The 26,193-nt window shown below is 73.7% G+C and carries 23 protein-coding genes, 1 tRNA gene and 2 pseudogenes; 15 read left to right on the forward strand and 11 right to left on the reverse strand.

Going from position 1 to position 26,193, the window contains the following annotated elements; translation table 11 throughout:
• Positions 1-11: 11 nt before the first annotated feature.
• Positions 12-1,076, reverse strand: coding sequence for a P1 family peptidase (locus RM572_RS11675; protein ID WP_311673224.1), 1,065 nt, complete (start codon positions 1,074-1,076; stop codon positions 12-14).
• 95 nt (positions 1,077-1,171) lie between these two features.
• On the opposite strand from RM572_RS11675, the gene RM572_RS11680 reads away from it, so the two are divergent.
• Positions 1,172-1,363, forward strand: a complete 192-nt coding sequence (locus RM572_RS11680) for a hypothetical protein (RefSeq protein ID WP_027765850.1) — start codon at positions 1,172-1,174, stop codon at positions 1,361-1,363.
• Positions 1,364-1,445: 82 nt separating this feature from the next.
• Here RM572_RS11680 and mscL read toward each other — a convergent pair whose 3' ends face one another.
• The 5 genes from mscL to RM572_RS11705 all read right to left on the reverse strand — a co-directional run bounded on the left by mscL (position 1,446) and on the right by RM572_RS11705 (position 5,899).
• Positions 1,446-1,973, reverse strand: coding sequence for a large conductance mechanosensitive channel protein MscL (gene mscL, locus RM572_RS11685; protein WP_311673225.1), 528 nt, complete (start codon positions 1,971-1,973; stop codon positions 1,446-1,448).
• Between the two features lie 102 nt (positions 1,974-2,075).
• Entirely contained in the window at positions 2,076-2,762 is a 687-nt protein-coding gene (locus RM572_RS11690) for an RcpC/CpaB family pilus assembly protein (protein WP_311673226.1), read from the reverse strand.
• 257 nt (positions 2,763-3,019) lie between these two features.
• The gene (locus RM572_RS11695; RefSeq protein WP_311673227.1) at positions 3,020-3,850 is read right to left on the reverse strand and encodes an S-methyl-5'-thioadenosine phosphorylase; all 831 of its coding nucleotides are present in this window, start codon (positions 3,848-3,850) and stop codon (positions 3,020-3,022) included.
• Positions 3,851-3,883: 33 nt separating this feature from the next.
• A complete protein-coding gene (locus RM572_RS11700) occupies positions 3,884-4,234 on the reverse strand; it encodes an FmdB family zinc ribbon protein (RefSeq protein WP_311673228.1) in 351 nt (116 codons plus the stop codon).
• A gap of 180 nt (positions 4,235-4,414) precedes the next feature.
• Positions 4,415-5,899 carry a potassium/proton antiporter gene (locus RM572_RS11705; RefSeq protein WP_311673229.1) on the reverse strand — a complete coding sequence of 495 codons (1,485 nt, stop codon included), beginning with the start codon at positions 5,897-5,899 and terminating at the stop codon, positions 4,415-4,417.
• 413 nt (positions 5,900-6,312) lie between these two features.
• Between RM572_RS11705 and RM572_RS11710 the strand changes: the two genes are divergently transcribed.
• Complete coding sequence (locus RM572_RS11710; RefSeq protein WP_311673230.1) at positions 6,313-9,102, forward strand: penicillin acylase family protein; 2,790 nt, start codon at positions 6,313-6,315, stop codon at positions 9,100-9,102.
• Positions 9,103-9,184: 82 nt separating this feature from the next.
• On the opposite strand, the gene RM572_RS11715 is transcribed toward RM572_RS11710, so the two are convergent.
• Positions 9,185-9,790 (reverse strand): 5-formyltetrahydrofolate cyclo-ligase, encoded by a 606-nt coding sequence (locus RM572_RS11715; RefSeq protein WP_311673231.1) that lies wholly within the window; start codon positions 9,788-9,790, stop codon positions 9,185-9,187.
• A gap of 47 nt (positions 9,791-9,837) precedes the next feature.
• On the opposite strand from RM572_RS11715, the gene galU reads away from it, so the two are divergent.
• The 6 genes from galU to RM572_RS11745 all read left to right on the forward strand — a co-directional run bounded on the left by galU (position 9,838) and on the right by RM572_RS11745 (position 15,569).
• Complete coding sequence (gene galU, locus RM572_RS11720; RefSeq protein ID WP_311673232.1) at positions 9,838-10,746, forward strand: UTP--glucose-1-phosphate uridylyltransferase GalU; 909 nt, start codon at positions 9,838-9,840, stop codon at positions 10,744-10,746.
• A gap of 133 nt (positions 10,747-10,879) precedes the next feature.
• Positions 10,880-12,184 carry a molybdotransferase-like divisome protein Glp gene (glp, locus tag RM572_RS11725; RefSeq protein ID WP_311673233.1) on the forward strand — a complete coding sequence of 435 codons (1,305 nt, stop codon included), beginning with the start codon at positions 10,880-10,882 and terminating at the stop codon, positions 12,182-12,184.
• A 106-nt stretch (positions 12,185-12,290) separates the two neighbouring features.
• Complete coding sequence (gene moaCB, locus RM572_RS11730) at positions 12,291-13,367, forward strand: bifunctional molybdenum cofactor biosynthesis protein MoaC/MoaB (protein ID WP_311673234.1); 1,077 nt, start codon at positions 12,291-12,293, stop codon at positions 13,365-13,367.
• Entirely contained in the window at positions 13,364-13,990 is a 627-nt protein-coding gene (locus RM572_RS11735) for a GNAT family N-acetyltransferase (RefSeq protein WP_311673289.1), read from the forward strand. The genes moaCB and RM572_RS11735 overlap by 4 nt, the downstream gene beginning before the upstream one ends.
• Before the next feature lie 175 nt (positions 13,991-14,165).
• Positions 14,166-15,401, forward strand: coding sequence for a hypothetical protein (locus tag RM572_RS11740; protein WP_449657214.1), 1,236 nt, complete (start codon positions 14,166-14,168; stop codon positions 15,399-15,401).
• Between the two features lie 94 nt (positions 15,402-15,495).
• A tRNA-Ala gene (locus RM572_RS11745) sits at positions 15,496-15,569 on the forward strand.
• Between the two features lie 175 nt (positions 15,570-15,744).
• On the opposite strand, the gene RM572_RS11750 is transcribed toward RM572_RS11745, so the two are convergent.
• Together RM572_RS11750 and RM572_RS11755 are read right to left on the reverse strand one after the other, a co-directional pair.
• Positions 15,745-16,212, reverse strand: a complete 468-nt coding sequence (locus tag RM572_RS11750) for a GNAT family N-acetyltransferase (protein WP_311673236.1) — start codon at positions 16,210-16,212, stop codon at positions 15,745-15,747.
• Between the two features lie 386 nt (positions 16,213-16,598).
• Positions 16,599-17,564, reverse strand: a complete 966-nt coding sequence (locus RM572_RS11755; RefSeq protein WP_311673237.1) for a serine hydrolase domain-containing protein — start codon at positions 17,562-17,564, stop codon at positions 16,599-16,601.
• A gap of 134 nt (positions 17,565-17,698) precedes the next feature.
• Here RM572_RS11755 and RM572_RS11760 point away from each other — a divergent pair.
• Positions 17,699-18,103 (forward strand): annotated as a pseudogene (locus RM572_RS11760) (DUF4259 domain-containing protein); the annotation flags it as partial.
• A gap of 51 nt (positions 18,104-18,154) precedes the next feature.
• On the forward strand, positions 18,155-18,640 hold the full coding sequence (locus RM572_RS11765) for an SMI1/KNR4 family protein (protein WP_311673290.1): 486 nt from the start codon (positions 18,155-18,157) through the stop codon (positions 18,638-18,640).
• 55 nt (positions 18,641-18,695) lie between these two features.
• On the opposite strand, the gene RM572_RS11770 is transcribed toward RM572_RS11765, so the two are convergent.
• Positions 18,696-20,357 carry a phosphoenolpyruvate--protein phosphotransferase gene (locus RM572_RS11770; RefSeq protein ID WP_394813584.1) on the reverse strand — a complete coding sequence of 554 codons (1,662 nt, stop codon included), beginning with the start codon at positions 20,355-20,357 and terminating at the stop codon, positions 18,696-18,698.
• A gap of 2 nt (positions 20,358-20,359) precedes the next feature.
• Positions 20,360-20,632, reverse strand: a complete 273-nt coding sequence (locus RM572_RS11775) for an HPr family phosphocarrier protein (protein WP_311673239.1) — start codon at positions 20,630-20,632, stop codon at positions 20,360-20,362.
• Between the two features lie 241 nt (positions 20,633-20,873).
• On the opposite strand from RM572_RS11775, the gene RM572_RS11780 reads away from it, so the two are divergent.
• The 5 genes and pseudogenes from RM572_RS11780 (at position 20,874) to RM572_RS11800 (ending at position 26,192) form a co-directional block, all read left to right on the forward strand.
• Positions 20,874-21,845 carry a serine/threonine dehydratase gene (locus tag RM572_RS11780; RefSeq protein ID WP_311673240.1) on the forward strand — a complete coding sequence of 324 codons (972 nt, stop codon included), beginning with the start codon at positions 20,874-20,876 and terminating at the stop codon, positions 21,843-21,845.
• Positions 21,846-21,952: 107 nt separating this feature from the next.
• A complete protein-coding gene (locus tag RM572_RS11785) occupies positions 21,953-22,690 on the forward strand; it encodes a trimeric intracellular cation channel family protein (RefSeq protein WP_311673241.1) in 738 nt (245 codons plus the stop codon).
• Between the two features lie 104 nt (positions 22,691-22,794).
• Positions 22,795-24,507, forward strand: coding sequence for a COG1361 family protein (locus tag RM572_RS11790; protein WP_311673242.1), 1,713 nt, complete (start codon positions 22,795-22,797; stop codon positions 24,505-24,507).
• Between the two features lie 95 nt (positions 24,508-24,602).
• Positions 24,603-25,244: pseudogene (locus tag RM572_RS11795) on the forward strand (HAD family hydrolase); the annotation flags it as partial.
• Between the two features lie 144 nt (positions 25,245-25,388).
• Positions 25,389-26,192, forward strand: coding sequence for an exodeoxyribonuclease III (locus tag RM572_RS11800; protein WP_311673291.1), 804 nt, complete (start codon positions 25,389-25,391; stop codon positions 26,190-26,192).
• The last annotated feature ends 1 nt before the right edge of the window (position 26,193 follow it).

A 26,193-nucleotide genomic window follows, 5' to 3' on the forward strand; every position in this document is an offset into this window, starting at 1 on the left:
GAGCCCGGAGCTCAGCCCTGGCCGTACAGGTCCGTGTAGGAGGGGAACAACCCGCCCGGACCGTCCACCGTCTCGGCTGCCAGCGCGGCCCGCACCACTGCCCGCGTCACCACGTCCGCCCCCGCGGACAGCACCTCGTTCAACCGGGCCTCCTCCACCTCGTGTTCGCCGGTCGCCAGAGTGAACACGGTGTCCCCGTCGTGCAGCAGGTGCACCGGACGGATCGCCCTCGCCAGGCCGTCGTGCGCCGTGCCGGCCAGCTTCTGCGACTGAGCCCGCGTCAGGCGGGCGTCGGTGCCCACGACCACGAGGGTGGTGTTCAGCGGCGGCCGCACCGAGCCGGCCCAACGCCGCTCGGACTCCTCGCGCGCCGTCTCCATACGCCTCAGCGCCTGCGCATGCAGCTCCGGCGACGGAACGGCGGCGGAGCCCGTCCACAGTTCGCCGTAGAGCACCCCGGACGAAGCGTCCGTCAGGGAGCCGACTGCGTTCACCACGACCAGCGCCCCGACGGTCACACCCGACGGAAGCAGCATGCTCGCGGTGCCGGTGCCGCCCTTCATCCCTCCGGCGACCGCGCCCGTCCCCGCGCCGACATTCCCCTGCTCCGGGGCCTCCGGCCCGGCGGATCCGCCTCCTTCCGGCCGTCCCGTCCGGCTCGCGGCCGCCGCCTCGACCGCCTCCCGCCCCAGCTCCGCGTCCGGCCGGGCCCGCCAGTCGCCGCCTCGGCCCAGGTCGAAAAGACAGGCCGCCGGCACCACCGGAACCACCTGTCCCGGCTCGGGACCGATCCGGAATCCGCGGTCGTGCGCCTCCAGCCAGGACATCACCCCGGACGCGGCGTCGAGCCCGAAGGCGCTGCCACCGGTCAGCACGACCGCCTCGACCCGCTGCACGAGGTTCCGCGGGTCCAGGGCGTCCGTCTCGCGGGTGCCCGGGCCGCCGCCCCGCACATCCACCGCCGCGACCGCGCCGCCCTCGGGCGCCAGCACCACGGTCGTGCCGGTCAGCCGACCACCTCCGGTCCGCCGGGCGTGGCCCACGCGCAGGCCGTTCACATCCGTCAGGGAGTCCATGACCGACCTGGATACCAGCACCGGGGCCCGGCGGCCGTGCCCCGGCCCCCGCCCGGAGTGGCGGGAGCCTCCGGAGCGCCCCGTACCCTGGTGGCATGACGGACAGCGCAGCACGGCCGGACGGGCCGGACGCCCCCCAGCCCCCGACGGCGCTGGTCTTCGACGACCCGCTGGGCCGGACCTCCCAGGACGACGGCGACGTGGGCTGGGGCGACCGCCCCGCCTCCGGCGGCGGAGCCGCGGACCTGGCCCGATTCCTGGACGAGAAGCCGCCCCACCACCTCTGACCGGCCCCGCGGACCGCCGGCGGGGGAGCAGGAGCCCCGTCTCCCGGGCCGGCCCGGGAGACGCCTTCTTCCGGGCCGGCCGCTACTTCTTGTCGGTCGCTACCCCGTCGCCCGAAGCATCGGCGTTGCGCTGCGCGGCGACCTTGCCCGCCGCGTCGTCGGCCGAACCGTCGCGCTGCGCCACCAGCAGGTCCCGGATCTCCTTCAGCACGTCCACCTCGGTCGGGCCTGCCGGGGCCGGGGCGGGAGCCTGGGCCGCCTGCCGTTCCTTGTACCGGTTCATCGGCAGGACCATCAGGAAGTACACGACCGCGGCCGTGATCAGGAAGGTCAGCGCGGCACTGACCACTCCGCCCCAGCTGATCGGGATCCCGGAGATCACGTCGCCGGTCGCCGGGTCCACCTGGCAGTCGCCCTGCAGGCAGATCCGGTACTCGCTCAGGTCCTTGGAGCCGAGCGCGCCCACGACCGGGTTGATGAAGCCCTTCACCACCGAGTCGACGACCTTGGTGAAGGCCGCGCCGATGACGACGGCGACGGCCAGCTCGACCACGTTGCCCCGCATCAGGAAGGTCTTGAACCCGCCCACGACGCCTTGCTTCTCGCTCAACTGACTGCCTCTCCTCGCCCACGCTCACCGACAGGGAACGCCCGACACGGTGCCTGAGCGGCGGTGGCGCTGTCCAGCTGCGGTCACCCCTGGTCAGCATGGTCAGCACAATGTCACCGCCAGGGGTGACACGGCGGCGGCCCCGGCGAGGTCGGTCGCGGTGTCCCGGGACACCTCCAGCACGACCAGGCCGCCGCGCTGCGGCGAGCCGCCGACGGGCGGGCCGGGGTCGGACGGGTCTCTCGCCGGGCGGGGAGGCACCGCCTTGACCAGCGCGCGCCGGGTCACGATCCGGGCGCCGGACACCTCGGTCGCCCCGTCCGCGAGACCTCCGGCACGTACGGCCCCGGTCGCGATCACGTCGACCCGGTCACCGGGCCGCAGCAGCTCCACGGCGGCCGCGTCGGCGATGCGCACGGGCGCCGCGACCGTACGGCCGCCCGGCCCGGGCTGCGGCGCCGGGGCGCCCGGGGCGTCGCGCCGCTCCGCGGCCGCGCCCGCCGGGACGTCCCCGGCACCCGCCCCGGGCGGGGACGGCTCGGTACGCGCCGCCGTCAGAGAGGCGCAGGCGGCCGCCACCGCCAGACCGGCTGCAAGGAGGCGGCGCGGAGGGCGCAGCGTACGCCGCAGCCCCGGGCCACGCCGTCTGCGCCCCCGGCCGGCGAGGACCGGCGGGAAGTCCGCGACGCCGCCGCGTGGCGGCACCGCGGAGTCGGAGCAGCCCGGTGGCGCCATCGACGGGTACGGCCCGGCGAAGTGGGCGGGGAGGGAGGCACAGGATGAGGACATGCGTCACCACCTGACGTGGTCGGCCGTGAGAGGCGTTCGAGGCGTGAAAACCGTGAGAGCCGTACGAAGCCCGGTGCTTCGTACGGCTCTCACGGTGCACGATCACGGCGCGTCCCGCCGGAGGCTGTGGACGACGCGGTACCTGTGGACGACTCCGTCCCCCACAGGAGCGATGCAGCGGCTCACCCGCCGCACGAGCCCCGCTGCCCACCGTCCGGAGCGGATTCGCCCCGGCCGCCTCGGTCGCCTCGGTCGCCTCAGGGCAGCTTGATCCCCGGGTCCATCCCGTCCAGGGAGCGCCCGCACACGCAGTCCTGCTCGGCCGGCAGCAGCCCGACGGCGTCGAACAGCACCTCGCGCAGCCGCCCCACGTTCTCGCCGAAGACGCGCAGCACCTCCTCGTGGGAGACGCCCTCGCCGGTCTCGGCGCCCGCGTCCAGGTCCGTCACCAGGGTCATCGAGGCGTAGCAGAGCCCGAGTTCACGGGCCAGGACGGCTTCCGGATGACCGGTCATGCCGACCACCGACCAGCCCTGGGCCGCATGCCAACGGGACTCGGCGCGGGTGGAGAAGCGCGGCCCTTCGACGACGCAGAGCGTCCCCCCGTCGACGGGCTCCCAGGCGCGTCCGCGCGCGGCGGACAGCGCGGCCTGACGGCCGTGCTCGCAGTAGGGGTCGGCGAATCCGCAGTGCACCACGTTCGGCTGTGAGCCGTCGGGCAGCGGTTCGCCGTCGAAGAACGACTGCACGCGGGTCTTCGTACGGTCGACGAGCTGATCCGGGACCAGCAGCGTTCCGGGCCCGTACTCGGGGCGGAGGCCGCCCACCGCGCACGGGGCCAGTACCTGGCGCACGCCCGCGGACCGCAGCGCCCAGAGGTTCGCGCGGTAGTTGATGCGGTGCGGCGGCAGGTGGTGCTTGCGGCCGTGGCGGGGCAGGAAGGCGACGCTGCGGCCGCTGATCTCCCCGAGGAACAACGAGTCGCTCGGCGGGCCGTAGGGCGTGTCGACGGTGACCTCGGTCACGTCGTCGAGGAAGGAGTAGAACCCGGACCCGCCGATGACGCCGATCTCTGCTTGTGCGGTCATGCGGCTCACCCTACGGTTCCGCCGCGCTCCCGGTCAGGCCGCGGAGGAAGGAGCAGGGGACTTCGCAGAGCTCTTGCCGGAGCCCTTGTCCTTCGAGCCGCTCTTGGCGGAGGAGTCCGCGGAACCGGACGACGTGTCCGAGGAACCGTTCGACGACGAGGACGAGGACGAGGCCGTGGACGACGAGGCCGTGCTGCCCGACGAGGAGCCGCGGCTGTCGTTCCGGTAGAAGCCCGAGCCCTTGAACACGATGCCGACCGCCGAGAACACCTTCTTCAGGCGTCCCTTGCAGCCCGGGCACTCGGTCAGCGAGTCATCGGTGAACTTCTGCACCACCTCGAGGCCATCGCCGCACTCGGTGCACTGGTACTGATACGTCGGCACTTCTTCCTCCTGGCACTCTTCCCTGTGGAGTGCTAACGACGCTCCATCGTGCAGTATTTCCGTCCCGTAGTCCACCGCGCGCGCACCGGACATGGATCACAGAACGGCCGGGCGCGGACGCCGCAGGGGGATGGGGCCACGGGCCGCGATCCCCGGTGGCGCCCTGCCCTGCGCCCGCCGTCAGCGGTCCCCGGCCGCCGTGCTGCCGCCCGTGCCGAGCCAGCCCGCCAGCTTGCCGCCCCGGTTCACCGCGAGCAGCCGCCGCTCCGCCGCGTCCCGCACCGCGTCCGTGGTGACGACCAGCAGGTCGTCGCCGTGCCGCAGCACCGTGGACGGCAGCGGCACGAAGCTCGTGCCCGCCCGCACCACCAGGGTCACCGCCGCGCCGGGAGGCAGCCGCAGCTCCGTGACCTCCACGCCGTGCATGCGCGACGTCTCGCCCACGCTCATCGACAGCATGTGGCCGCGCAGCCGCTCCAGCGGCGCCGACTCGAGGTCGATGTCCGCGGGCCCGCGCGCCTCCTCCATCCGGAGTTTCCGTGCGACCCAGGGCAGTGTCGGGCCCTGGACCAGGGTGAAGATCACGACCAGCACGAAGACGATGTTGAAGATCCGCTCGCTGCTGGGCACCCCGGCCACCATCGGGATGGTGGCCAGCACGATGGGCACCGCGCCGCGCAGCCCGGCCCAGGAGAGCAGCGCCTGGTCCTTCCAGGACCACCGGAACGGCAACAGGCCGACCACCACCGAAAGCGGCCGGGCGACGAGGGTCAGCGCCAGTCCGACGGCGATCGCCGGCAGCACGTCGTCGCCCAGGTCGTGCGGCGTGACCAGCAGCCCGAGCAGCACGAACAGGCTGATCTGCGCCAGCCACGCGACGCCGTCGGCGAAGCCCCGCACGGCCGGGCGGTGCGGGAGGTTGGCGTTCCCCAGCACCAGGGCGGTGATGTAGACGGAGAGGAAGCCGCTGCCGTGCAGCGTGGCGCCGCCCGCGTAGGAGAGGACGCAGAGCGCCATGACGGCGATCGGGTAGAGGCCGGACGCCGGCAGCGCCACGCGGCGCAGCCCGAACGCGCCGAGGCGGCCCACCAGGATGCCGGTGACCGCGCCGATCGCCAGCTCCATGACGATCGTCGCGATCAGTACGTACCAGCTCTGCGGCTCGTGTTCGAGAGCGGAGAGGGCGACGACGAGGATGACCACCGGTGCGTCGTTGAAGCCCGACTCGGCCTCCAGCGTGCCGGTGATCCGCTGCGGCAGCGGTACCCGGCGCAGCACGGAGAAGACGGCCGCGGCGTCGGTGGAGGACACCACGGCGCCGATGATGAGGGCGAGCCGCCACTCCAGCCCGATGAGGTAGTGCGCGGAGACGGCGACCACCCCGACGCTGACCGCGACGCCGACCGTGGCCAGCGTGGCGGCCGCGGGGACCGAGCGCCGGATGTCGCGCCACTTGGTGCCCAGTCCGCCCTCGGCAAGGATCACGACGAGAGCGGCGTAGCCGAGGGTCCGGGTGAGTTCGGCGTCCTCGAATTCGAGGCCGAGCACGTCCTGGCCCATGAGGATGCCGATCCCGAGGTAGACCAGCAGGCTGGGCAGGCCCGTGCGTGCGGACAGGCGCACCGCGGCCATGGCGAGGAGCAGGACGGCGGCGCTGATCAGCATGATCTGGTTGAGCTGCTCGACAGTCAGGGGCCGCTCCTCCCACTCGTTCGTTTGAGTAGCTAACAATTTACCATCGCTTGACCGTCGGCCGGCTGCCGGGGCCGGTGCCCGGACCGCCTCCCGCCGGTCGGGCCCCGAACCGCACGGCACCCTCCTCCAGATCCGCGCGCCCGCGGACACCGTGCGCCCGCTGGCACCGGCACCGGTGGTGCGACGTGCGGCATGCGACGTGCGACCTGCGAACGTCCGGCGCCCGGGGGCTCGGAGCCGGGGTCCCCTCCCATTCTCGGCTCCAGCGCCCCCACACGCGCCCAGACTTGCCCTCTGCGCTGACTCCCTTTCGGAGCCGTCACCGGCTCGGCCTATGGTTGCTCCAGCAGTCGAAGGATCACCCCTGCCCTCGAAGGACAGCGATGCCCGCCAAGAAGCCCCCACGACGCGCCCGCCTGATCGTGATCGCAGTCGTGCTGCTGCTCGTGGCAGGCATCGGTTACGGCACCTACTGGAGCGTCGGCACCGTCCGCAACTCCTTCCCGCAGACGACGGGTTCGCTGGAGATCGACGGCCTCTCCGACCGGGTCACCGTCAAGCGCGGCGAGCACGGCGTTCCGCAGGTCTACGCCGACAGCGCGCACGACCTGTTCATGGCGCAGGGCTTCGTACACGCCCAGGACCGGTTCTGGGAGATGGACGTCCGCCGCCACACCACCTCCGGCCGGCTGTCGGAGCTGTTCGGCGAGAGCCAGGTGCGTACCGACGCCTTCCTGCGCACGCTGGGCTGGCGCGAGGTCGCCGAGCGCGAGTTCGAGAAGCTGGACCCCGACACCAGGGCCTACCTCAAGGCGTACGCCGACGGGGTCAACGCCTACCTCGCGGACAACAAGGGCTCCGAACTCTCCGTCGAGCACGCCGCGCTGAAGCTGGACAACGGCTACGAGCCCGAGTCGTGGGACCCGGTCGACTCGGTCGCCTGGCTCAAGGCCATGGCGTGGGACCTCCGGGCCAACATGGAGGACGAGATCGACCGGGCGCTGATGACCACCCGGCTGTCCCGCGAGGAGATCGAGGACCTCTACCCGACCTACCCGTACGACCGCAACCGCCCCATCGTCGAGGGCGGCACGGTGGGGGAGGCCACCGGAGAGTTCCTGCCCGAGGGCGCCCCCGCCCCGGGCACCGACCCCGGCACCGCCGCGAACCCGGGCACCGACCCCGGCACCGCCGCGAACCCGGGCACCGACCCCGGCACCGCCGCGAACCCGGGTGCCGCGGGCACGCAGCAGGCCGTCCAGGGCGGTCGCGGCGCGCTCGCCTCCGTCGCCGAGGCGCTGGAGAAGGCCCCCTCGCTGCTCGGCCCGAGCGGCAGCGGCATCGGCTCCAACTCCTGGGTCGTCTCCGGTGAGCACACCACCACCGGCAAGCCCCTGCTCGCCAACGACCCCCACCTCGCCCCGCAGCTGCCCTCCGTCTGGACCCAGATGGGGCTGCACTGCCGCAGCGTCACGAAGAAGTGCCCGTTCGACGTCTCCGGCTTCACCTTCTCCGGCATGCCGGGCGTCGTCATCGGCCACAACCAGTCCATCGCCTGGGGCCTGACCAACCTCGGCGCCGACGTCACCGACCTCTACCTCCAGAAGATCGAGGGCGGGAAGTACCTGTACGACGGGAAGCAGGTCCCCTTCACCACCCGGCGCGAGGTCATCAAGGTGGCGGGTGGCGAGGCACGAGAGATCACCGTCCGCGGGACGAACAACGGCCCGATCGTCTCCGACTTCAACACCGAGGCCACCGCCGTCGGCGAGGAGACCCCCGTCGAGGCGTCCGCCCCGGACCGCGGCGACGGCTACGCCGTGTCCCTGCGCTGGACGGCGCTCAAGCCCTCCCGCAGCATGGACGCCGTCTTCGCGCTGAACAAGGCGACGAACTTCGAGGAGTTCCGGGCCGCCGCCCGGCTGCTCACCGTCCCGGCCCAGAACCTGATCTACGCCGACACCGAGGGCAACATCGGCTACCAGGCCCCCGGCCGCATCCCGATACGCGCCGACGGCCACTCCGGCCGCTACCCCGCCCCCGGCTGGGACCCCGACCACCGCTGGACCGGCTACGTGCCGCAGTCCGCGCTGCCGTGGGAGTACAACCCGGACCGCGGCTACATCGTCACCGCCAACCAGGCCGTCGTGGACCAGCGCGACTACCCGTACACGCTGACCCAGGACTGGTCGTACGGCGTGCGCAGCCAGCGCATCGACGACCTCGTCCGCTCCAAGATCGAGGACGGCGGCAAGGTCTCCATGCAGGACATGCAGGAGATGCAGACGGACAACAGCAGCGAGATCGCCAAGCTCCTCGTCCCCTACCTGCTGAAGATCGACGTCGAGGACGCGTACGTGCGCGAGGCGCAGGAACTGCTGCGCGGCTGGGACTACACGCAGGACTCCGACTCTGCCGCGGCGGCGTACTTCAACGCCGTCTGGCGCAACGTCCTGATGCTCGCCTTCGGCGACAAGCTGTCCAAGGAGGTGCGTGTCGAGGGCGACTGCGTGTGGGTACCGCCGGCCGACGAGTCCGCGCCGCTGGAGGACCTGGACGGCGACAGCGAGCTCGTCCGCGAGTGCGGAAAGCGCGACGCCGACTCGGCGCAGCCGGACGGCGGCGGCCGCTGGACCGAGGTCGTGCGCGGCCTGCTGGATCAGCCGGACAGCGCGTGGTGGAAGACCCGCGGCACCGACCGCGACCCGGGTGCGACCGGTCGCGACGAACTTCTCGCCGAAGCCCTCGAGGACGCCCGCTGGGAGCTCACCTCCGAGCTCGGCAAGGACATCGACACCTGGAGCTGGGGCCGCCTGCACCGGCTGATGCTCAAGAACCAGACGATCGGCACCGACGGCCCGGGCTACCTCCAGTGGCTGCTCAACCGCGGCCCGTGGGACCTCGGCGGCGGCGAGGCGACCGTCAACGCCACGGGCTGGAACGCGGCCGGGGGCTACGACGTGAGCTGGGTCCCGTCCATGCGCATGGTCGTCAACCTGGACGACTTCGACGAGTCGAGCTGGATCAATCTCACCGGCGCGTCCGGCCACACCTACCACCCGCACTACGTCGACCAGACCGACCTGTGGGCGGAGGGCGAGCAGCTTCCGTGGGCGTACGGGGACCAGGCGGTGGAGAAGGGCACCGAGGACAAGATGGTCCTCATGCCCTGACCCCGGCCGGGACGGGGGACACACCCCGGCGGGGCGCTCCGCGCTTCGGCGGACCCTCAGCCCCTCAGGGCCCTCCGGCCTCTCACGTGCCTCCGGCCCCTCCGAACCGGTGCACCGCGGTCGGCGTCACCGCCGCCAGCACCGGCCGGTCGTGCGGCTCCGCCGGTACCCGGTCGCGCACCTCCCCGTCGTACAGCAGCACCACCAACGGGGGCCGTGCGCCCGCCGCGGCCAGCCGGGCCAGCACCCGGTCGTAGCTGCCGCCCCCGCGCCCCAGCCGCATGCCCGCGGCGTCCACGGCGAGTCCCGGCAGCAGCACCGCGTCCGCCTCGGTCACCGCCTCGCGCCCCAGGCGGGGACCGGCGGGCTCCAGCAGTCCGCGCCCGGCGCGCGCCAGACCGTCCGCGCCCTCGTACGCCGCCCAGTCCAGGTCGTCGTCCGGCAGCAGCACCGGCAGCAGCACCCGCACCCCGCGCACGCGCAGCGCGTCCAGCAGCGGACGGGTGCCGGGCTCCCGCCCGACCGACACGTACGCCGCGACCGTACGGGCGTCCGCCAGCTCCGGGAGTTCCAGCGCATGCCGTGCCAGCGCGTGCGGCGCCTCCCGCACGTCGTCCGCAGCCAGCGCGGCCCGCGCGTCCAGTACGGCACGCCGCACCGCCCGTTTGCCCTCCGCGACACCGCTCACCACGCGAACCTCGTCTTCCCGTCATCGTCACCCGTTATCGTGCTGCCATGAGTAGCTCACGACCCAGGATCAGCAAGGCTGTCATCCCCGCCGCCGGCCTCGGCACCCGGTTCCTGCCCGCCACCAAGGCGACGCCGAAGGAGATGCTCCCGGTCGTCGACAAGCCCGCGATCCAGTACGTGGTCGAGGAGGCCGTCACCGCCGGCCTCTCCGACGTGCTCATGGTCACCGGCCGCAACAAGCGGCCCCTCGAGGACCACTTCGACCGCAACTACGAGCTGGAGGAGGTCCTGCGCGACAAGGGCGACGCCACCAAGCTCACCCGCGTGCAGGAGTCCAGCGACCTGGCCACGATGCACTACGTGCGCCAGGGCGACCCCAAGGGCCTGGGTCACGCCATTCTCTGCGCCGCCCCGCACGTCGGCGACCAGCCGTTCGCCGTGCTGCTCGGCGACGACCTGATCGACCCGCGCGACCCGCTGCTCGCCCGGATGATGGCCGTGCAGGAGCAGCACGGCGGCAGCGTGGTCGCGCTGATGGAGGTCGAGCCGGAGAGCATCCACCTCTACGGCTGCGCCGCCGCCACCGCCACCGACGAGGACGACGTCGTCCGCGTGTCCGGCCTGGTCGAGAAGCCGTCCGCCGCGGACGCGCCCAGCAACCTCGCCATCATCGGACGCTACGTGCTGGACCCGGCCGTCTTCGAGGTGCTGCGCAAGACCGAGCCGGGGCGCGGCGGCGAGATCCAGATCACCGACGCCCTGCAGACCCTCGCCAACGAGCCGGCCCTCGGCGGCCCGGTGCACGGCGTCGTCTTCCGCGGCCGCCGCTACGACACCGGCGACCGTGCCGACTACCTGCGGGCCATCGTCCGGCTCGCCTGCGAGCGCGAGGACCTGGGGCCGGACTTCCGCGCCTGGCTGCGCGGTTACGTCGCCGAGGAGATGGGCGGCTGAACGGCGGCCCCGCCGCCCGCCGCCGCCCGCCGGTACCGGTACCGGTACCGGGACCGGGAGAGGCGGGACGGCGGGAACGAGGGCGAGCGTACGAGGACGCACGAGGAGTCGCGGTGAGGCACGGTGAGACGCGGTGAGTGAGATCTGGTCCGTCGACGAGCACCTGGCGGACGTGCTGCGCGGCATCCGTCCACTGGAGCCGATCGAGCTGAACCTGCTGGACGCGCAGGGCTGCGTGCTGCTCGACGACGTGGTCGTCCCCGCTTCCCTCCCGCCCTTCGACAACAGCTCGATGGACGGGTACGCGGTCCGTCCCGTGGACGTCGAGGGCTGCACCGAGCAGTACCCGGCCGTGCTCACCGTGCTCGGCGACATCGCCGCCGGCAGCGACGAGCCGCTCACCGTCGGGCCCGGCCAGGCCGCCCGCATCATGACCGGCGCCGCGCTCCCGCCGGGCGCCGAGGCCGTCGTCCCGGTCGAGTGGACCGACGGCGGCACCGGCGGCGGTCCCGCCGACAGCATGACCGCGCACAGCGCCGACCCGGCCGCGGCGAGCGGCGAGGTGCGGGTGCACCGCTCCGTCACGCCCGGCCAGTACGTGCGGCCGCGCGGCAGCGACGTGCAGGCCGGGACCGTCGCACTGAAGGCGGGGACCGTGCTCGGCCCGCCGCAGATCGGGCTGCTCGCCGCCATCGGCCGGGCGTCGGTGACCGTACGGCCGCGGCCGCGGGTCGTGGTGCTGTCCACCGGCAGTGAGCTCGTGCCGCCCGGCCGGGAGCTGGGGCCCGGCCAGATCCACGACTCCAACAGCTACGTGCTGGCCGCGGCCGCCCGCGCGGCCGGTGCCGAGGCGTACCGGGTCGGCGCGGTGACCGACGACGCCGACGTCCTGCGGGCCACCGTCGAGGACCAGTTGATCCGTGCCGACGTCCTGGTGACCAGTGGCGGCGTCAGCGTCGGCGCGTACGACGTGGTGAAGGAGGCGCTCGGCGGCATCGAGGGGCCGGACGGCAGCGTCTCGTTCCGCCGTCTGGCCATGCAGCCCGGCAAGCCGCAGGGCTTCGGCCTGATCGGTGCCGACCGCACGCCCCTGCTCGCACTGCCCGGCAACCCGGTCAGCTCGTACGTCTCCTTCGAGTTGTTCGTCCGCCCGGTGGTGCGCGCGCTGATGGGGCTGGAGCCGGCCTCGCGCACGCCCGTCCGCGCGCGTCTGGCAGGGGAGGAGCCGCTGCGTTCCCCGGCCGGCAAGCGGCAGTTCCTGCGCGGCGCGTACGAGCCGCCGGAGCGTGGGGACGGCGTCGGCACCGTGCGGGCGGTCGGCGGCGCCGGTTCGCACCTGATCGCGGCGCTCGCGCAGGCGGACGCGCTGCTCGTCGTGCCCGAGGACGCCGAGCAGGTCGCCCCCGGCGACTCCGTCGACGTGCTGCTCCTCGACTGAGCGGGGTACCCGGTCCGCCGCCCGAGGGCGGGCTCCGGTCTCCGGGCGGCGCGGGCAGGAGTACCGTGTCAGCCGCACACGACCGGACGGGACCGGACGGAGAACGATGACCAGCCCGGAGCAGCACCACCTCACCCACGTGGACGACGCGGGCGCCGCACGCATGGTCGACGTCTCCGGCAAGGACGTCACCGCCCGTACGGCACGCGCGTCCGGACGGGTGCTGGTCTCGCCGCGGGTCGTGGAACTCCTGCGGGGTGAGGGCGTCCCCAAGGGGGACGCGCTGGCCACCGCACGCATCGCCGGCATCGCCGGCGCCAAACGCACCCCCGACCTGATCCCGCTCTGCCACCCGCTGGCCGTTTCCGGCGTCAAGGTCGACCTGAACGTGGCGGACGACGCGGTGGAGATCACCGCGACGGTGAAGACGACCGACCGCACGGGTGTGGAGATGGAGGCGCTGACGGCCGTGTCGGTCGCCGCGCTCACCGTGGTCGACATGGTGAAGGCCGTCGACAAGGGCGCGGTCGTCACCGACGTGCGGGTGGAGGAGAAGACAGGGGGCAAGTCCGGCGACTGGCACCGCGACGCGCCCGCAGCCGCCGGCGAGCAGGTCGCCGCCGAGGGGCCGACGGGCGCGGCGGCGACGGGCGCGGAGGGGACCGGCGTGGGCGACGGCGACCAGGGCCCGCGGTACCGGGCCCTGGCGGTCACCGCGTCCAACCGTGCCGCCGCCGGGGTCTACGCCGACAAGGGCGGCCCGTTGCTGGCCGAGGGCCTGCGCGCGATGGGCTTCGCCGTCGACGGCCCGCGCGTCGTCCCCGACGGCGAGCCCGTCGCGGACGCGCTCCGCGAGGCGGTCGCCGCGGGCTACGACGTGGTGCTGACGACCGGCGGCACCGGCGTCTCGCCGACCGACCGCACACCCGAGGTCACCCGCGCCCTCCTCGACCACGAGGTCCCCGGCATCACCGAGGCGATCCGCGACGCGGGCCGCGCCAAGGTCCCGACCGCCGCCCTGTCGCGTGGCGTGGCGGGCATCGCGGGGAGCACACTGATCGTGAACCTGCCCGGATCCTCGGGCGGCGTACGCGACGGTCTCGCCGTGCTGGAACGGCTGCTGGTGCACGCCGTCGACCAGATCCACGGCGGCGACCACCCGAGAGGGGACGACCCCCGCTGAACGCGCCCTGGCCGGTAGAACTGGCGGACGGACCGACCGTCCTCCGCCCCATAAGGCTGCGCGATCAGCGGGCGTGGCGGGAGATCAACCAGCGCAACCGCGACTGGCTCCGCCCCTGGGAGGCCACCATCCCGCCGGCTCCGCCCGGTCACGAGCCGCCGCGCCGTCCGAGCTACCGGCAGATGGTCCGGCACCTGCGTGCCGAGGCCCAGGCCGGGCGGATGCTGCCGTTCGTCGTCGAGTACGGGGGCCGGCTCGCCGGGCAGCTCACCGTCGCCGGCATCACCTGGGGGTCGATGTGCTCCGGCCACATCGGCTACTGGGTGGACAAGGCGGTCGCGGGGCGCGGTGTCACGCCCACCGCGGTCGCCCTCGCGACGGATCACTGTTTCCGCACCGTCGGGCTGCATCGCATGGAAGTGTGCATCCGGCCGGAGAACGCGCCCAGCCGCCGCGTGGTGGAGAAACTGGGTTTCCGCGAGGAAGGCATGCGCCCCCGCTATCTGCACATCGACGGTGCATGGCGGGACCATCTGGTGTATGCGCTCACCGTGGAGGAAGTACCGGAAGGCCTGCTCACGCGCTGGCACGGCCGCCGCGTCCCTCCCACGCCGCACAAATAGAATACATTTTCGAATTACGGGCGGCGCGAAAGTGGCGCGAATTCTCCATCGCTCCGGCACATGGGCCGGTCGGGACGGGTGAAATCACGTAAAAGGATCGTGAGATCAGCAAGATCGTGCGACACACCGCGCGATTCTGCAGATGCCCGCCCGCGATCCCCTCTACCGTGTGAGGGTGAGCAGCAGTGGCCTCATCTACGCAGTCATCGTCGGGGCCTGGGCCGCCTACCTGGTGCCCATGTGGCTCCGCCGGCAGGACGAGTTGAACGAGGCGCGTCCGACGGAACGCTTCAGCACCGCCATCCGGCTGCTGTCCGGAAAGGCGGCGATGGAACGCCGTTACGCGAAGGAGGCGGAGCGGCGCGAGGCGGACGTCGCCGAGGTGGCCTCCGACGATGACGACGCGGACGGGAACGACCCGGAGGACGCGACCGGCGAAGCGGTCGACTTCCGGGCCTTCGCCGAACCCAGGACCATGGTCCACGAAGCCCCCGACGCCGCGGACCGCCGCTCCCCGGGGCGCAGCCCGGCCGACCGGAAGGCCGCCCGCCGCGAGACTCGCCCAACCCCCGCGGCCGAGCGCCGTCCTGCCGAGGGCCGCAAGCCCGCCGACGGCCGTACCCCGGCCGGCCGCAAGGCCGCCGAGCGCAGCAAGCGCGCCCAGGTCCTCGCCCGCCGCCGGCGCACCACCATGCTGCTCTTCCTCTGCTTCTCCGTCGGGGCGGTCGTCGCCGCGGTCGGCGGTGTCGCGTTCCTCTGGGCGCCCGCCGCCCCCGCCGCGCTCCTCAGCGCCTACATTGCCCACCTGCGCACCACGGAACGGCGCCGCTTCCACGTCACCATGGACCGACGCCGCGCCGAGCAGGCCGCCGCGCACCTGCGCGAGCAGCGCGGGCGCACCGGCGCCCAGGAGGCACCGCCCGCGGAGCCCGAGCCCACCCGCGTGCACACGGAGCCCGCCCACGCCGCCCACCCGGCCCACCCCGGTCCGGTGTCCGAGGCTCACCGGCCGTCCTCCCAGGTGCCCGGCCCGGAGCGCTCGCCGGCGGCGGACCGGCGCGCCCTGGTGGAGCAGACCGACCACGCCGAGTGGGTCGACCAGGAGCGGGGCCGTGTGCGCGAGCAGCCCGAGGGTGAGGGCTGGGAGCCGGTCCCCGTGCCCCTGCCCACCTACGTCAACGCCCCCGTCGCCCCCCGTACCGCCCGCGGCGTGGACCTCGACACCCCGGACGCCTGGAGCTCCGCCCGCTCCACCACGGCCTCGTCCGCCGGCTCGGGGGCCACCTCGGGCGCGGCAGCGGACGCCGACCAGGCCGCCGCACAGCCGCCGTCGTCCCGCGCCCGCCGGGACCGGACACCGCTGTTCGACCAGATGGCCGACAAGGACCGCCCCCGCGCGGCCAACGAGTGACCCGCCCGCGACCTCGCCCCACCCCCGCCCCACCGGCTCCGGCCTCGGATTTCCACCCGGCCCGGCGGTGATGCTAAGGTTTCACCCGTCGCAAGGGCCTGTAGCGCAGTCCGGTAGCGCATCTCGTTCGCAACGAGGGGGTCAGGGGTTCAAATCCCCTCAGGTCCACCCAGCGTCACGACATGACGATCCCGTCCGATCACCAGATCGGGCGGGATCTTCGTCGTTCCGAGGGCGATGCCTGTTCCGGGAGAGGTTGGCTGATGCACCCCCATGCCGAGGGGTGTGGGGACGGAGGACAGGTCGCGAGCTGGGGCAGGCGGAAGGGATTCGAAATCGGCTGTCAGGCCGGCACGCTGCTGCGTCGGCCCTGTGCGATGTAGCGTCGGAAGCCTTGCGCCAAGGGCTTGAAGCCGCAGGATTCGTAGAACGTGTGGACGTACTCGTCATCGGCCGCCAGCAACTGCACCTTGTAGCAGCCGGCCGATTCGCCCAGGTGCATGGCGGCCTCCATCAGCTGCTGCCCCATGCCTTGCCGCTGACAGGAACCGGCGACCACGACGTTCTCCACGAAGAGGATGGACCGACCGCCACGGGTGAGGTTCGGCAGGACCATGCAGTCCGCGGTGCCGACAACGGCCCCGTCAGCCTCGGCGACCAGCACAGTACGCCCCTGCTGCCCGGAGATGCTCGCCCAGATGGCATCGGCTGATTCCTGGGACAGGGGTGCATCGTCGGGGTTCAACTCACTGTAGAGAGTGAGCAGTGAGGGCAGGTCCGTCTCGACTGCTGACCGCACGGTGATCTTCATGTGCCGAAGCCTAGAACTCTCCTCGACGGTCGTCGCCATGGCCGTGGGCATCCTCACGTCGCTCGGCGGAGCCGACCTGCCGGAAGTCGTTCCGGCAGTCGGAACCGCGTTCCACCATGGGCGCCTGCCTGGTGGCGATCACGCTAAAAGGTCCGACACGACGCCTCCGTACTTCGCAGGTCAGCCCCACTCGTGAACACCGCACCCAGCGCCACGGCACGACGATCCCGTCCGATCACCAGATCGGGCGGGACTTCGTATGGGCGGGGTGCTCCTCGTGTCCCCGGAGGGTGAGGCGGGGACGGTCCCGCCGGGACGTCGCGAACCTCGACGTCACCGGTGCCCTCGGCGGGGCGCCGAGGGCGGACTGCGTCCCAGGCAACGTCCTACGGGCCGGGCGTCAGCGCGGGGAGGATCTGCCGCAGGACGTCGTCGACGTTTGCGTCCTCGTCGTTGCTGAGGATCACGAGGGTGACGTCGAGCTCGGGGAGCCACGCCAGGAGTGCGTGGTATCCGGGATTGTCGCCGGGGTGGAAGCGCGCCGGACGTCCGGCCAGGGTGCCGAGGCAGTAGCCGTACCCGTAGCGGTCGATGACGACGGGACCGTCGGCGCCCGCGTCGCCCGCGGCCGGAACCCCGGCGGCGGTCATCGCCTCGCGCGAGGAGGGGGAGACGACGCGGTCGGCGTTGAACGCGGACGTGTACCGCGCCAGATCGCCCACGGTCGACCATATGTCCCCGGCCCCGGGCATGGCCGCGAACGCTTCCACGTCGATCCGTCGGCCGCGTTGGTAGCCGTGTGCGGCACCTCCCGGCGGGGGCGCGCCGGCGCACGTGGCCTCCATGCCGAGCGGGAGCAGGATGCGCTCGTCGAGGAAGTCCGCATAGCGGCGGCCGCTGACCTGTTCGATGAGCTGCGCCACCAGGAGGTAGCCCGGCGAGCTGTAGTGCCACGTGGTGCCGGGCGGGGTGCGCAGCGGCACCTCCGCGAAGAGGCCGAGGAACTCCTCGGCGGTACCGGGCCTGGTGAGGTCGAAGCCGGTCAGCTCCCACCAGTGCCCCAAGCCCGAGGTGTGGGTGAGGAGCTGGTGCAGCGTCAGTTGCCGCCAACGGCGGGGGCAGCCGGGCAGCCATTCGGCGATCGGCGCGCCCAGCGCCAGGGCCCCCTCTTCGACGAGGAGCATGGCCGCGGCCGCCGTGAACTGCTTGCTCACCGACGCGATCTGGAACCGCGTGTCCGGGGTGCAGACCGTGCCCGCCTCCGTGTCGGCGGCGCCGTTCGACACCTGCAGGACCGTGGCCGAGCCACGCTTCACCAGGAGGGACCCGTTCAGGCCGTCGATGTCCTGCACCCGGGCAACGGTAGTCGCCTGTCGCGCCGCCCCACACCCCCTGGACGGCCGGGCCGATGCCCGGTCCGGCCGGCACGCGTTGTCGGTGGCTCCTGTCAGGATGCCGCCGTCGGACCACGAAGCAGGAGAGATCTATGGGCACTTGGGACGTCGGCCCCTTCGACAACGACACCGCAGCGGATTTCTGCGGCGACGTCGACGAGGCGGCAGCGAGCGAACGGGAGAGCGTCATCCGGGACGCGCTCCAGCGTGTGGTGGACACCGGGGGCTACCTCGAAGCACCGGAGTCCGAGGCCGCCGTGGCCGCGGCGGCCCTCGTCGCGGCCCAGTGCACCGAGGGGGCACCTGCCGATTCGGCCTATGCGCCGGAAGCGCCTCTGCCCGATGTCACCGCGCTGCGCGAACTGGCCCGCTGCGCCCTCGACCGGGTCGTGACCGAGCCCTCGGAGCTGATGGACCTCTGGACCGCATCGGGAGGCGAATCCTGGCGCGCGACGGTCGACCGGCTGCGGACCACGCTCCTGCCGCAACCGCCGGGCGCACGCAGCCGTCCCGACGATCGCCGGTTCCCTCCGGCCCTCGCGGCCGCGATGGCGGTCCCCTTCGACTACGACGAGGGTGAGGGCGTCGACTTCGAACCCTTCAGCGCGTTCCTGCCCGCCGAGGAGACGACCGACTGGTTGCGCGCGTGGACCGGGAATCCCGATCTGCGTGGAGACGACTTCCGCGTGTTCGGCCAGGACGGCACCGGGGGTTACGCCGCGTTCTGGCTCGTCCGCCCCCACCGAAGCCTGGGCGACCAACCGGTCGTCTTCCTCGGTTCCGAGGGAGAGACCGGCGTCGTGGCGCGCAACCTGCCCGACCTTCTGTGGCTCCTCGCCGACGGGCTCGGTCCCGCGGAGGCAGCCACCTCGTACGACCGCGGCGACGACAGGGCTCTGCGCCCCAACCGGCAACTGGCGGCGGTCGCGGAACGGTTCGCGGGGGACAGCCGCAGGTCGGCCGTTCGCGTGGTCGAGTCGGCCTCGCGGGAGTTTCCCGACTTCGACGGCACCCTGAGGAAGCTCTGCCGCTGAGCCCGCACCTCCCGGCGTGAACGGTGGAGGCGGGCCGGGTTCCGCCGTGCGGGTGTCAGTCGGCCAGGGCGGTCAGGACCGCCGTGCGGGCTGAGGAGGCGTCGGGGGCGGTGCGGGCCAGGTGGGCGAGGTGACGGCAGCGGTCCAGCGAGTGGGCGGCGAGGGCGGCGCGCACGGCGGGGAGGCAGCCGGGCGCGGCGGAGAGGCTGGTGACGCCGAGGCCCACCAGGACCAGGGCCAGTGCCGGGTCGGCCGCGGCCTCGCCGCAGACGCCGACGGGGAGGTCCCGCGCGGCGCCCGCCTCGGCCGTCATGGCGACCAGGTCGAGTACGGCCGGCTGCCACGGGTCGAGGAGTTCGGCGAGGTTGCCGAGGGTGCGGTCGGCGGCGAGGGCGTACTGGGCCAGGTCGTTGGTGCCGATGCTGAGGAAGTCGCAGGGTCCGGCGAGGTTCCGGGCGCGCAGCGCGGCGGCGGGGACCTCCACCATGGCGCCGGCCACGGGCAGGCCGTGGGCGCGGACGCGGGCGGTGAAGTCGGCGGCCTCGCGCGGCAGGGACACCATGGGCGCCATCACCCACACCTGTGCGCCGAAGTCCTCGGCGGCCGCCGAGATCGCGGCGAGCTGCGTCTCCAGCAGGTGCGGGTCGCGGGCGGCCGTACGGAGGCCGCGCACGCCGAGGGCCGGGTTGGGCTCGTCCGCAGCGGTGGCGAACGGCAGTGGCTTGTCGGCGCCCGCGTCGAGGGTGCGGACGACGACGCGGCGCCCGGCGAAGGCCGCGAACACCTCGCGGTAGGCGGCCGTCTGCTCCTCCATACCGGGCGCGCGATCGCGGTCCAGGTGGAGGAACTCGGTGCGGAAGAGTCCGACGCCCTCGCTGTCGGCGGCCGCCGCCGCGGGGAGCTCGGCGAGGCCGCCGAGGTTGACCAGCAGCGCGACCGGGTGTCCGTCCGCCGTACGGCCGGGGCCGGCGACCGACTCCGCCGCGCGGCGCGCGCGGTCGTCCCGGTCGGCGGCCGCGGCGACGGCCTCCGGGGACGGGTCGGTCTGTACGGTGCCCGCGGTGCCGTCGACCAGTACCGTGCGGCCGTCGGCCAGTCCGGCCGCCCCGGCGCAGCCGACCACGGCGGGGATGCCGAGGATGCGGGCCAGGATGGCGGTGTGGCTGGTGGGGCCGCCGCGCACGGTGAGCAGGGCCAGGACCGTTGCGGGGTCGAGCAGCGCCGTGTCCGCCGGGGCGAGGTCGTCGGCCACCAGCACGTACGGGTGGCCGGGCTCGGGAAGGCCGGGCATGGGGAGCCCCAGGAAGCGTGCGACGGCCCGGTCCCGCAGGTCGTCCAGGTCCGCGACGCGTTCGGCGAAGACGCCGCCCGCCGCTTCCAGCGCCGCACGGAACGCGCCGAACGCGGCGGTCAGGGCGTGCGGCCCGTCCGAGCCGTCGCGGACGAGGTCCGCCGCCCGGTCGGCGAGCGACGGGTCGCCGGCCATCATGGCCTGTGCGGCGAGCACTTCGGCGGCTTCGCCGGAAGTCGCGGAGGCACGCCGTTCCAGGTCGGCGGTCACCTGTGCGAGCGCCTGTCGTACGGCGTCCGCCTCGGCCGCGACCTCGCCGGACGGGACGGTGCGCGGCGCGGGGATCCCGGGGGGAGGCGTCATCCTGGCCACCGGCCCTGCGGCCGCGCCGCCGCCCACGCCGATTCCCCTCGACACGGCGCCCACGGCTATTCCTTGGCGTCGAGGTCGGACGCGACCAGCCGCGCCAGCTCGTCGACGGCCGCCTCCGCGCCCTCACCCTCGGCCGAGAGGACCACCGCATCCCCGTGCCCGGCTCCCAGCGAGAGGACGGACAGCAGGCTGCGGGCGCTGACCGGCGGCCGGCCGTCCCGGGCGACGTTCACCTGCACGGGCAGGCGGGTGGCGGCCTGGACGAACAGCGCGGCGGGGCGGGCGTGCAGCCCGCTCCGGGCACCCACGACGACGGTGCGCTCGAGCAAGAGGATCACACTCCTGGTGCGGTGACGGTCGGTCGGCGTGCGGGACCGAGGTGCAGGTGCGGGCCACGTCGGGCCACGTCGGGCCACGGCCTCGGTGGAGTCCGCAGCGTATCGCCGAACATCTGGGCGTCTCACCGCACCCCGCCGGGGCCCGCGACCCGCCTTGGCGGGGCGCGCGCAGTGCTCGCCTACAGTGGCCCGACCACCCGCGATTCGCCGTCGGACAGTCCGGAGCCGCCACGTGACTCTCTCCTACGCCGACGTGACCGCCGCCCGCGCGCGGATCGCCGGCCACACCCGGCCGGTGGCGCTGTCCGCGCCGGAACCCCTCGCCTGCGCGGGCGAGGACTCCGGGGGTGGAAAGGCGCGGCTGACCCTCGCGTACGAGTTCGCCCAGCACACCGGCTCGTTCAAGGCCCGCGGCGCCGCCAACTTCGCCGCCGCGCACGCCGAGGCGGGGACGCTGCCGCCGTCCGGCCTGGTCATCGCGAGCGGCGGCAACGCCGGGCTCGCCTGCGCCTGGGCGGCGCGCCGGCACGGCGTGCCCGCCACCGTCTTCCTGCCGGAGACCGCGCCCGCGGTCAAGGTCGCCCGCCTGCACGCGCTCGGCGCCGACGTACGGCAGGTGGGCACCGAGTACGCCGACGCGCTGGAGGCCTCGCGGAAGTTCGCCGCCGAGACCGGCGCCCTGCCCAGCCACGCCTACGACCTGCCGCACATCGCCGCAGGCGCCGGCACGCTGCTGGAGGAGATCCACGACGCACGCCCCGACGTGGACACCGTCGTGGTGGCGGTGGGCGGCGGCGGCCTCTTCGCCGGCGTCACGGCGGCCGCGCACGAGCACGGCATCCGCGTCGTCGCGGCCGAGCCGGAGCACTGCCGGGCGCTGAACGCCGCGCTGGAGGCGGGGTCGCCCGTCGACGTCCCCGTCCGGTCGGTCGCCGCCGACGCCCTCGGCGCGCGCCGGGCCACGGCCATGGCTGTCGACTGGGCACAGCGGGCGGACGTGGTGTCGCTGCTCGTGCCGGACGAGGCGATCGTCGCCGCCCGGCAGGCCCTGTGGGACGAACGGCGTCTCGCCGTGGAGCACGCCGCGGCCACCGCCTGGGCGGCCCTGCGCACCGGGGCCTACCGGCCCGCCCCCGGCGAACACGTCTGCCTCGTGCTCTGCGGCGCCAACACCGACCCCTCCGACCTCACCGGCCCGCGCTGAGGGCGCGGCCGCGGGGGGCCTGCCGTACGGAGTTCGCCGGGTGCGGTGCGCGGGATAGCGTGCGGGGGCACGGATCGAGCGGGGCGGGAGAAGGAGAGCGCGGCACCATGGCCGACTGGCTGTCACCGGAGTCGGTGAGTGAGGTGACCCGGGTGCTGGACCTGGCCGGCGTGTTCGCCAACGGGCTCCTCGGCGGGGTGCTGGCGCGCGGGAGGAAGCTCGACCTGCTCGGCTTCCTGCTGATCGGCGTCGTGTCCGGGCTCGGCGGCGGCGTGATCCGCGACGTGCTGCTCCAGAACGGCCCCCCGGTGGCCCTGACCGACTACGCCTACCTGCCGGTGGCCGTGGCCGGCAGCATGCTGGCGTTCGCCATCGACCTGCGCCAGCAGGTGTCCGGGCTCGTGTTCAACGTCCTGGACGCCGCGGTGCTCAGCTTCTGGGCGGTGGCGGGGGCGCAGATGACGCTCGCGGCGGGCCTGGGCTGGCTGCCCGCCGTGCTGCTCGGCATGACGACGGCCGTCGGCGGCGGCGCCGTGCGCGACCTCCTGCTCGGCACCACCCCGGGCATCCTCCTCAACGGCAGCCCGCTGTACGCGACGGTCGCGCTGCTGGTCAGCGGCGTCATGGTGATCTGCACGGAGCTCGGCGCCGCGACCATCGGGATCGTCGCGGGGGTGGGTGTCGGCACGCTGGTGAGGCTGACCGCGCTGCACCGCGTGTGGGTGCTGCCCGGCGACCGCGACTGGCGGCCGCTGTCGGCGCTGGACCGCCTGCGGCGCCGGGAGGACGAGGTGCGGCGCGAGGACGAGGTCGGGCGCGAGGACGGCGGCGAGACCGAAGCGTGACCGGGCGGCCGTACAACTCGGCCGGGTGTTCGGAGGTCATGCACCGCGGAGCCCGCGCGGTGGGCTCCCCTTGCATGTGAACACCGAACTTCCGAGGAGTACGTGTGCGACGCGACGCGCGCCCCGGCCGGAGACGCAGCGCCCTCGTCGGCCTGACCGTCGCCGGACTGCTGGCCACGACCACCGCCGGTGTGGCCCAGGCCGAGGACACCGACGAACCGGGTGCCACGGTCCCCGTGTCCTTCACCGGCCCCGAGAGCTACGCCCTGTCCCTGCAGGCGCAGGACCCGCCGCCGGGCGAGTCGTCGTTCGAGATCGGGCTGCGCGCCCCCGGTGATCCGGACCCCGACGGGGACGGGACCTCGCGTCCGATCCACCAGGGCGACTGGACCGTCACCATCGACGCGACCGCGCTCGACGGTGTCGCCGACGTCCACCTGCCCTGCGACGCCGAGGGCCTCGTCGCCACCTGCTCCGGCTACGAGATCTACGCGGGCGAGGTCGCCAACCAGGACTGGGGCATCGGCCTCGGTGTGAGCGACGAGAGCGCGGCCGGGGACACGGGAGCCATCGTCGTCACCGGCCAGGGCGAGGGCCTGGAGTTCACCCGCCACACCGTCGACGTGCTGGTGGGCGGACCGGAGTTCCGGATGCGCCGGCCCGCGGAGCCGGACGGGTTCGCCGCAGGTGACGTCTTCAAGGCGCGGATGGCGTTCCGCAACGTCGGCGGGGTCGCCGCCGACGGCGTGGTCCTCCGGTTCACGGGTTCCCGCGGCCTGACCTTCCCGCAGAAGTTCTCCAACTGCGCCTACGCGAAGGAGAACGAGGACAACCTCATCCACATGCGGCACGTGGCGCTCTGCACCTTCGAGGGCACCTTCGAGGCGGGCGCCGCCTACCGCGTCGCCACGCCGGTGAAGGTGAAGGCCGCCGACTTCGCGCTGCGCGACACCTTCGCGTACCGCTTCACCGCCCTCGACCCCGCCGACGCGGGCAACCTGCGCGGCTCGGGCACCTACCAGCAGGGCGGCGGCAAGAAGCTCACCCTGGAGCCGGTGCAGGGCGGCGGCACGTACGTCACCTACGCCGAGGTGGACCTGCCCTCCAGCAACACCTACGACCTCGACCTGGTCGGCGACCGGGTGAAGGGCGCCCAGGGCGACACGGTCCAGGCCACCGTCACGCTGCACAACCGCGGCCCCGCCTGGATCGGAGCCCTCCGCTCCGGCGGTGAGCCGGTCGACTTCACGGTGCAGGTCCCCGAGGGGGCCACCGTCGTGAACACGCCCGCCGACTGCAGCCCGAAGGACCGGGAGAACGGCCGTGTCGTCAGCTTCTGGTGCGGCGGCGACACGCCGTTCCTGGAGAACACCACGCGCGAGTTCACCTTCGGCCTGCGCATCGACGAGGTGGTCGAGGGCGCGCTCGGCGAGGCGTCCTTCCCCGGCTGGGAGGACCCCAACGAGGCGAAGCCCGGCAACGACACCGGGTGGATCGTGCTCAACGGCACCGGGGACGAGGAGACGCCCGGTGACACCGCCGGTACGGGCGGCCCGGACGACGACGGCTCCGGGAACGGCGGCTCCGACGGCTCCGACGACGCCACGACCGACGGCGGCGCCGCGGGCGGCGCCGACGACTCCGGTGCGGACGCCGGCACGGACACCGACGGCGGCAGCCTCGCCCTCACCGGCACCGGCGCGATGACGCTGGGCGGCTTCGCGCTCGCTCTGCTCGCCGCGGGCGCCACCCTGCTCGTGGTCCGCCGGCGCCGCGCCGTCCCGGCCACGGTCCGGACGGACGACGCCGCCGCCTGACCTCGGACGATCCGCGCACGCGTCGAAGCTCCCACCCTGCCCGGGTGGGAGCTTCGACGCGTTCCCGGGGGCCCGCACACTGGTACAAAGCTGCGATGGCTGATCTCTTCGTCACCGGCCCCGAGGGGCCGATACGGCCGCGGGGCGCGGAGCCCGTGGAGCCCGTACGGGCGGTGCTGTTCGACTTCTCCGGCACGCTGTTCCAGATGGCGCCCTATCCGGACCGGGTGCGCGCGGCGCTCGGGCGGCCGGTGGGGGAGGCGGAGATGGACCGCATCCTGGGCGGCCTTGAGGCCGGGCTGACCGACCCGGACGTGGTCGCCGCGCAGCACGCGCGGGACGTCTCCGCGACCCCGCACCGGCACGCGTTCACCACCTGGTACGGCTCGGCGCCGGAGCTGGCGCCCGTTGCGGGGGCGCTGTACGACCAGTTGCGGACGCCGGAGCACTGGGTGCCGTACACGGACACGCGGGAGACGCTCGGCGCACTGGCGGCGGCCGGGATCGGCGTGGGCGTGGTGAGCGACGTCGGCTGGGACCTGCGGCCGACGTTCGCCCACCACGGGCTGGACGGCCCCGTCGGCGCCTGGGTCCACAGCTGCGACCACGGCACCGAGAAGCCGGACCCGGTGCTGTTCCGGCACGCCTGCGACGTGCTCGGCGTGACGCCGGGGCAGGCGCTGATGGTGGGCGACGTCCCGGCGAAGGACGGCGGGGCGGCCGCCGCGGGCATCCGCTCCTACGTGCTGCCCGCGGGGCAGGTGCCGGGGAGCCGGCGCGGGCTGGACGCGGTGCTGCGGCTGGCCGGGTGGCGGCGCAGTCGGTGTCGCCAACAGGTAGCGATGAGAGTGACGCGCATTCGGACACATAGAGTGCCTTCCATGCTCACCGTGACGACCGTGAACGTGAACGGGTTGCGCGCCGCCGCCCGGAAGGGCTACGTGGAGTGGCTGGCGGCCGCCGACGCGGACGTGGTGTGCCTCCAGGAGGTGCGGGCCGAACGTGATCAGCTCGCCGCCGCCGTACGGGAGCCCGACCGATGGCACGCCGTGTACGCGCCGTCGTCGGTGAAGGGGCGCGCGGGCGTGGCCCTCCTCACACGCCGGGAGCCGGAGCGGGTGCGGACCGGGTTCGGTGTGGCCGAGTTCACCGACGCTGGCCGCTACCTCGAGGTGGACCTGCCGGGCGTGACCGTCGCCAGCCTGTACCTGCCCTCAGGCGACGTGGGGACGGAGCGGCAGGAGGAGAAGGAGCGGTTCATGGCCGCGTTCCTGCCGTACCTCCGGGGGCTGCGCGCACGTGCGGCGGCGGACGGCCGCGAGGTGCTGGTCTGTGGCGACTGGAACATCGCGCATCGCGAGGCCGACCTGAAGAACTGGCGCGCCAATCGCAGGAACTCCGGCTTCCTGCCTGAGGAACGCGCTTGGCTGGACCAGGTCCTGGACCCGGCGGACGGCGGCTACACCGACGTCGTGCGTGCGCTGCACCCGGAGGAGACCGGGCCGTACTCTTGGTGGTCGTACCGGGGGCGGGCGTTCGACAACGACAGTGGCTGGCGCATCGACTACGCGATGGCCACGCCGGGGCTCGCCGACCGGGCGGTGAAGGCGTACGTGGAGCGGGCGGCGAGCCACGACGCGCGCTGGTCCGACCACGCCCCGGTCACGGTCGTCTTCAGCGCTTGAC

Source organism: Streptomyces hazeniae, from assembly GCF_031845485.1.
In the GTDB taxonomy this organism is placed as follows: Bacteria; Actinomycetota; Actinomycetes; order Streptomycetales; family Streptomycetaceae; genus Streptomyces; species Streptomyces hazeniae.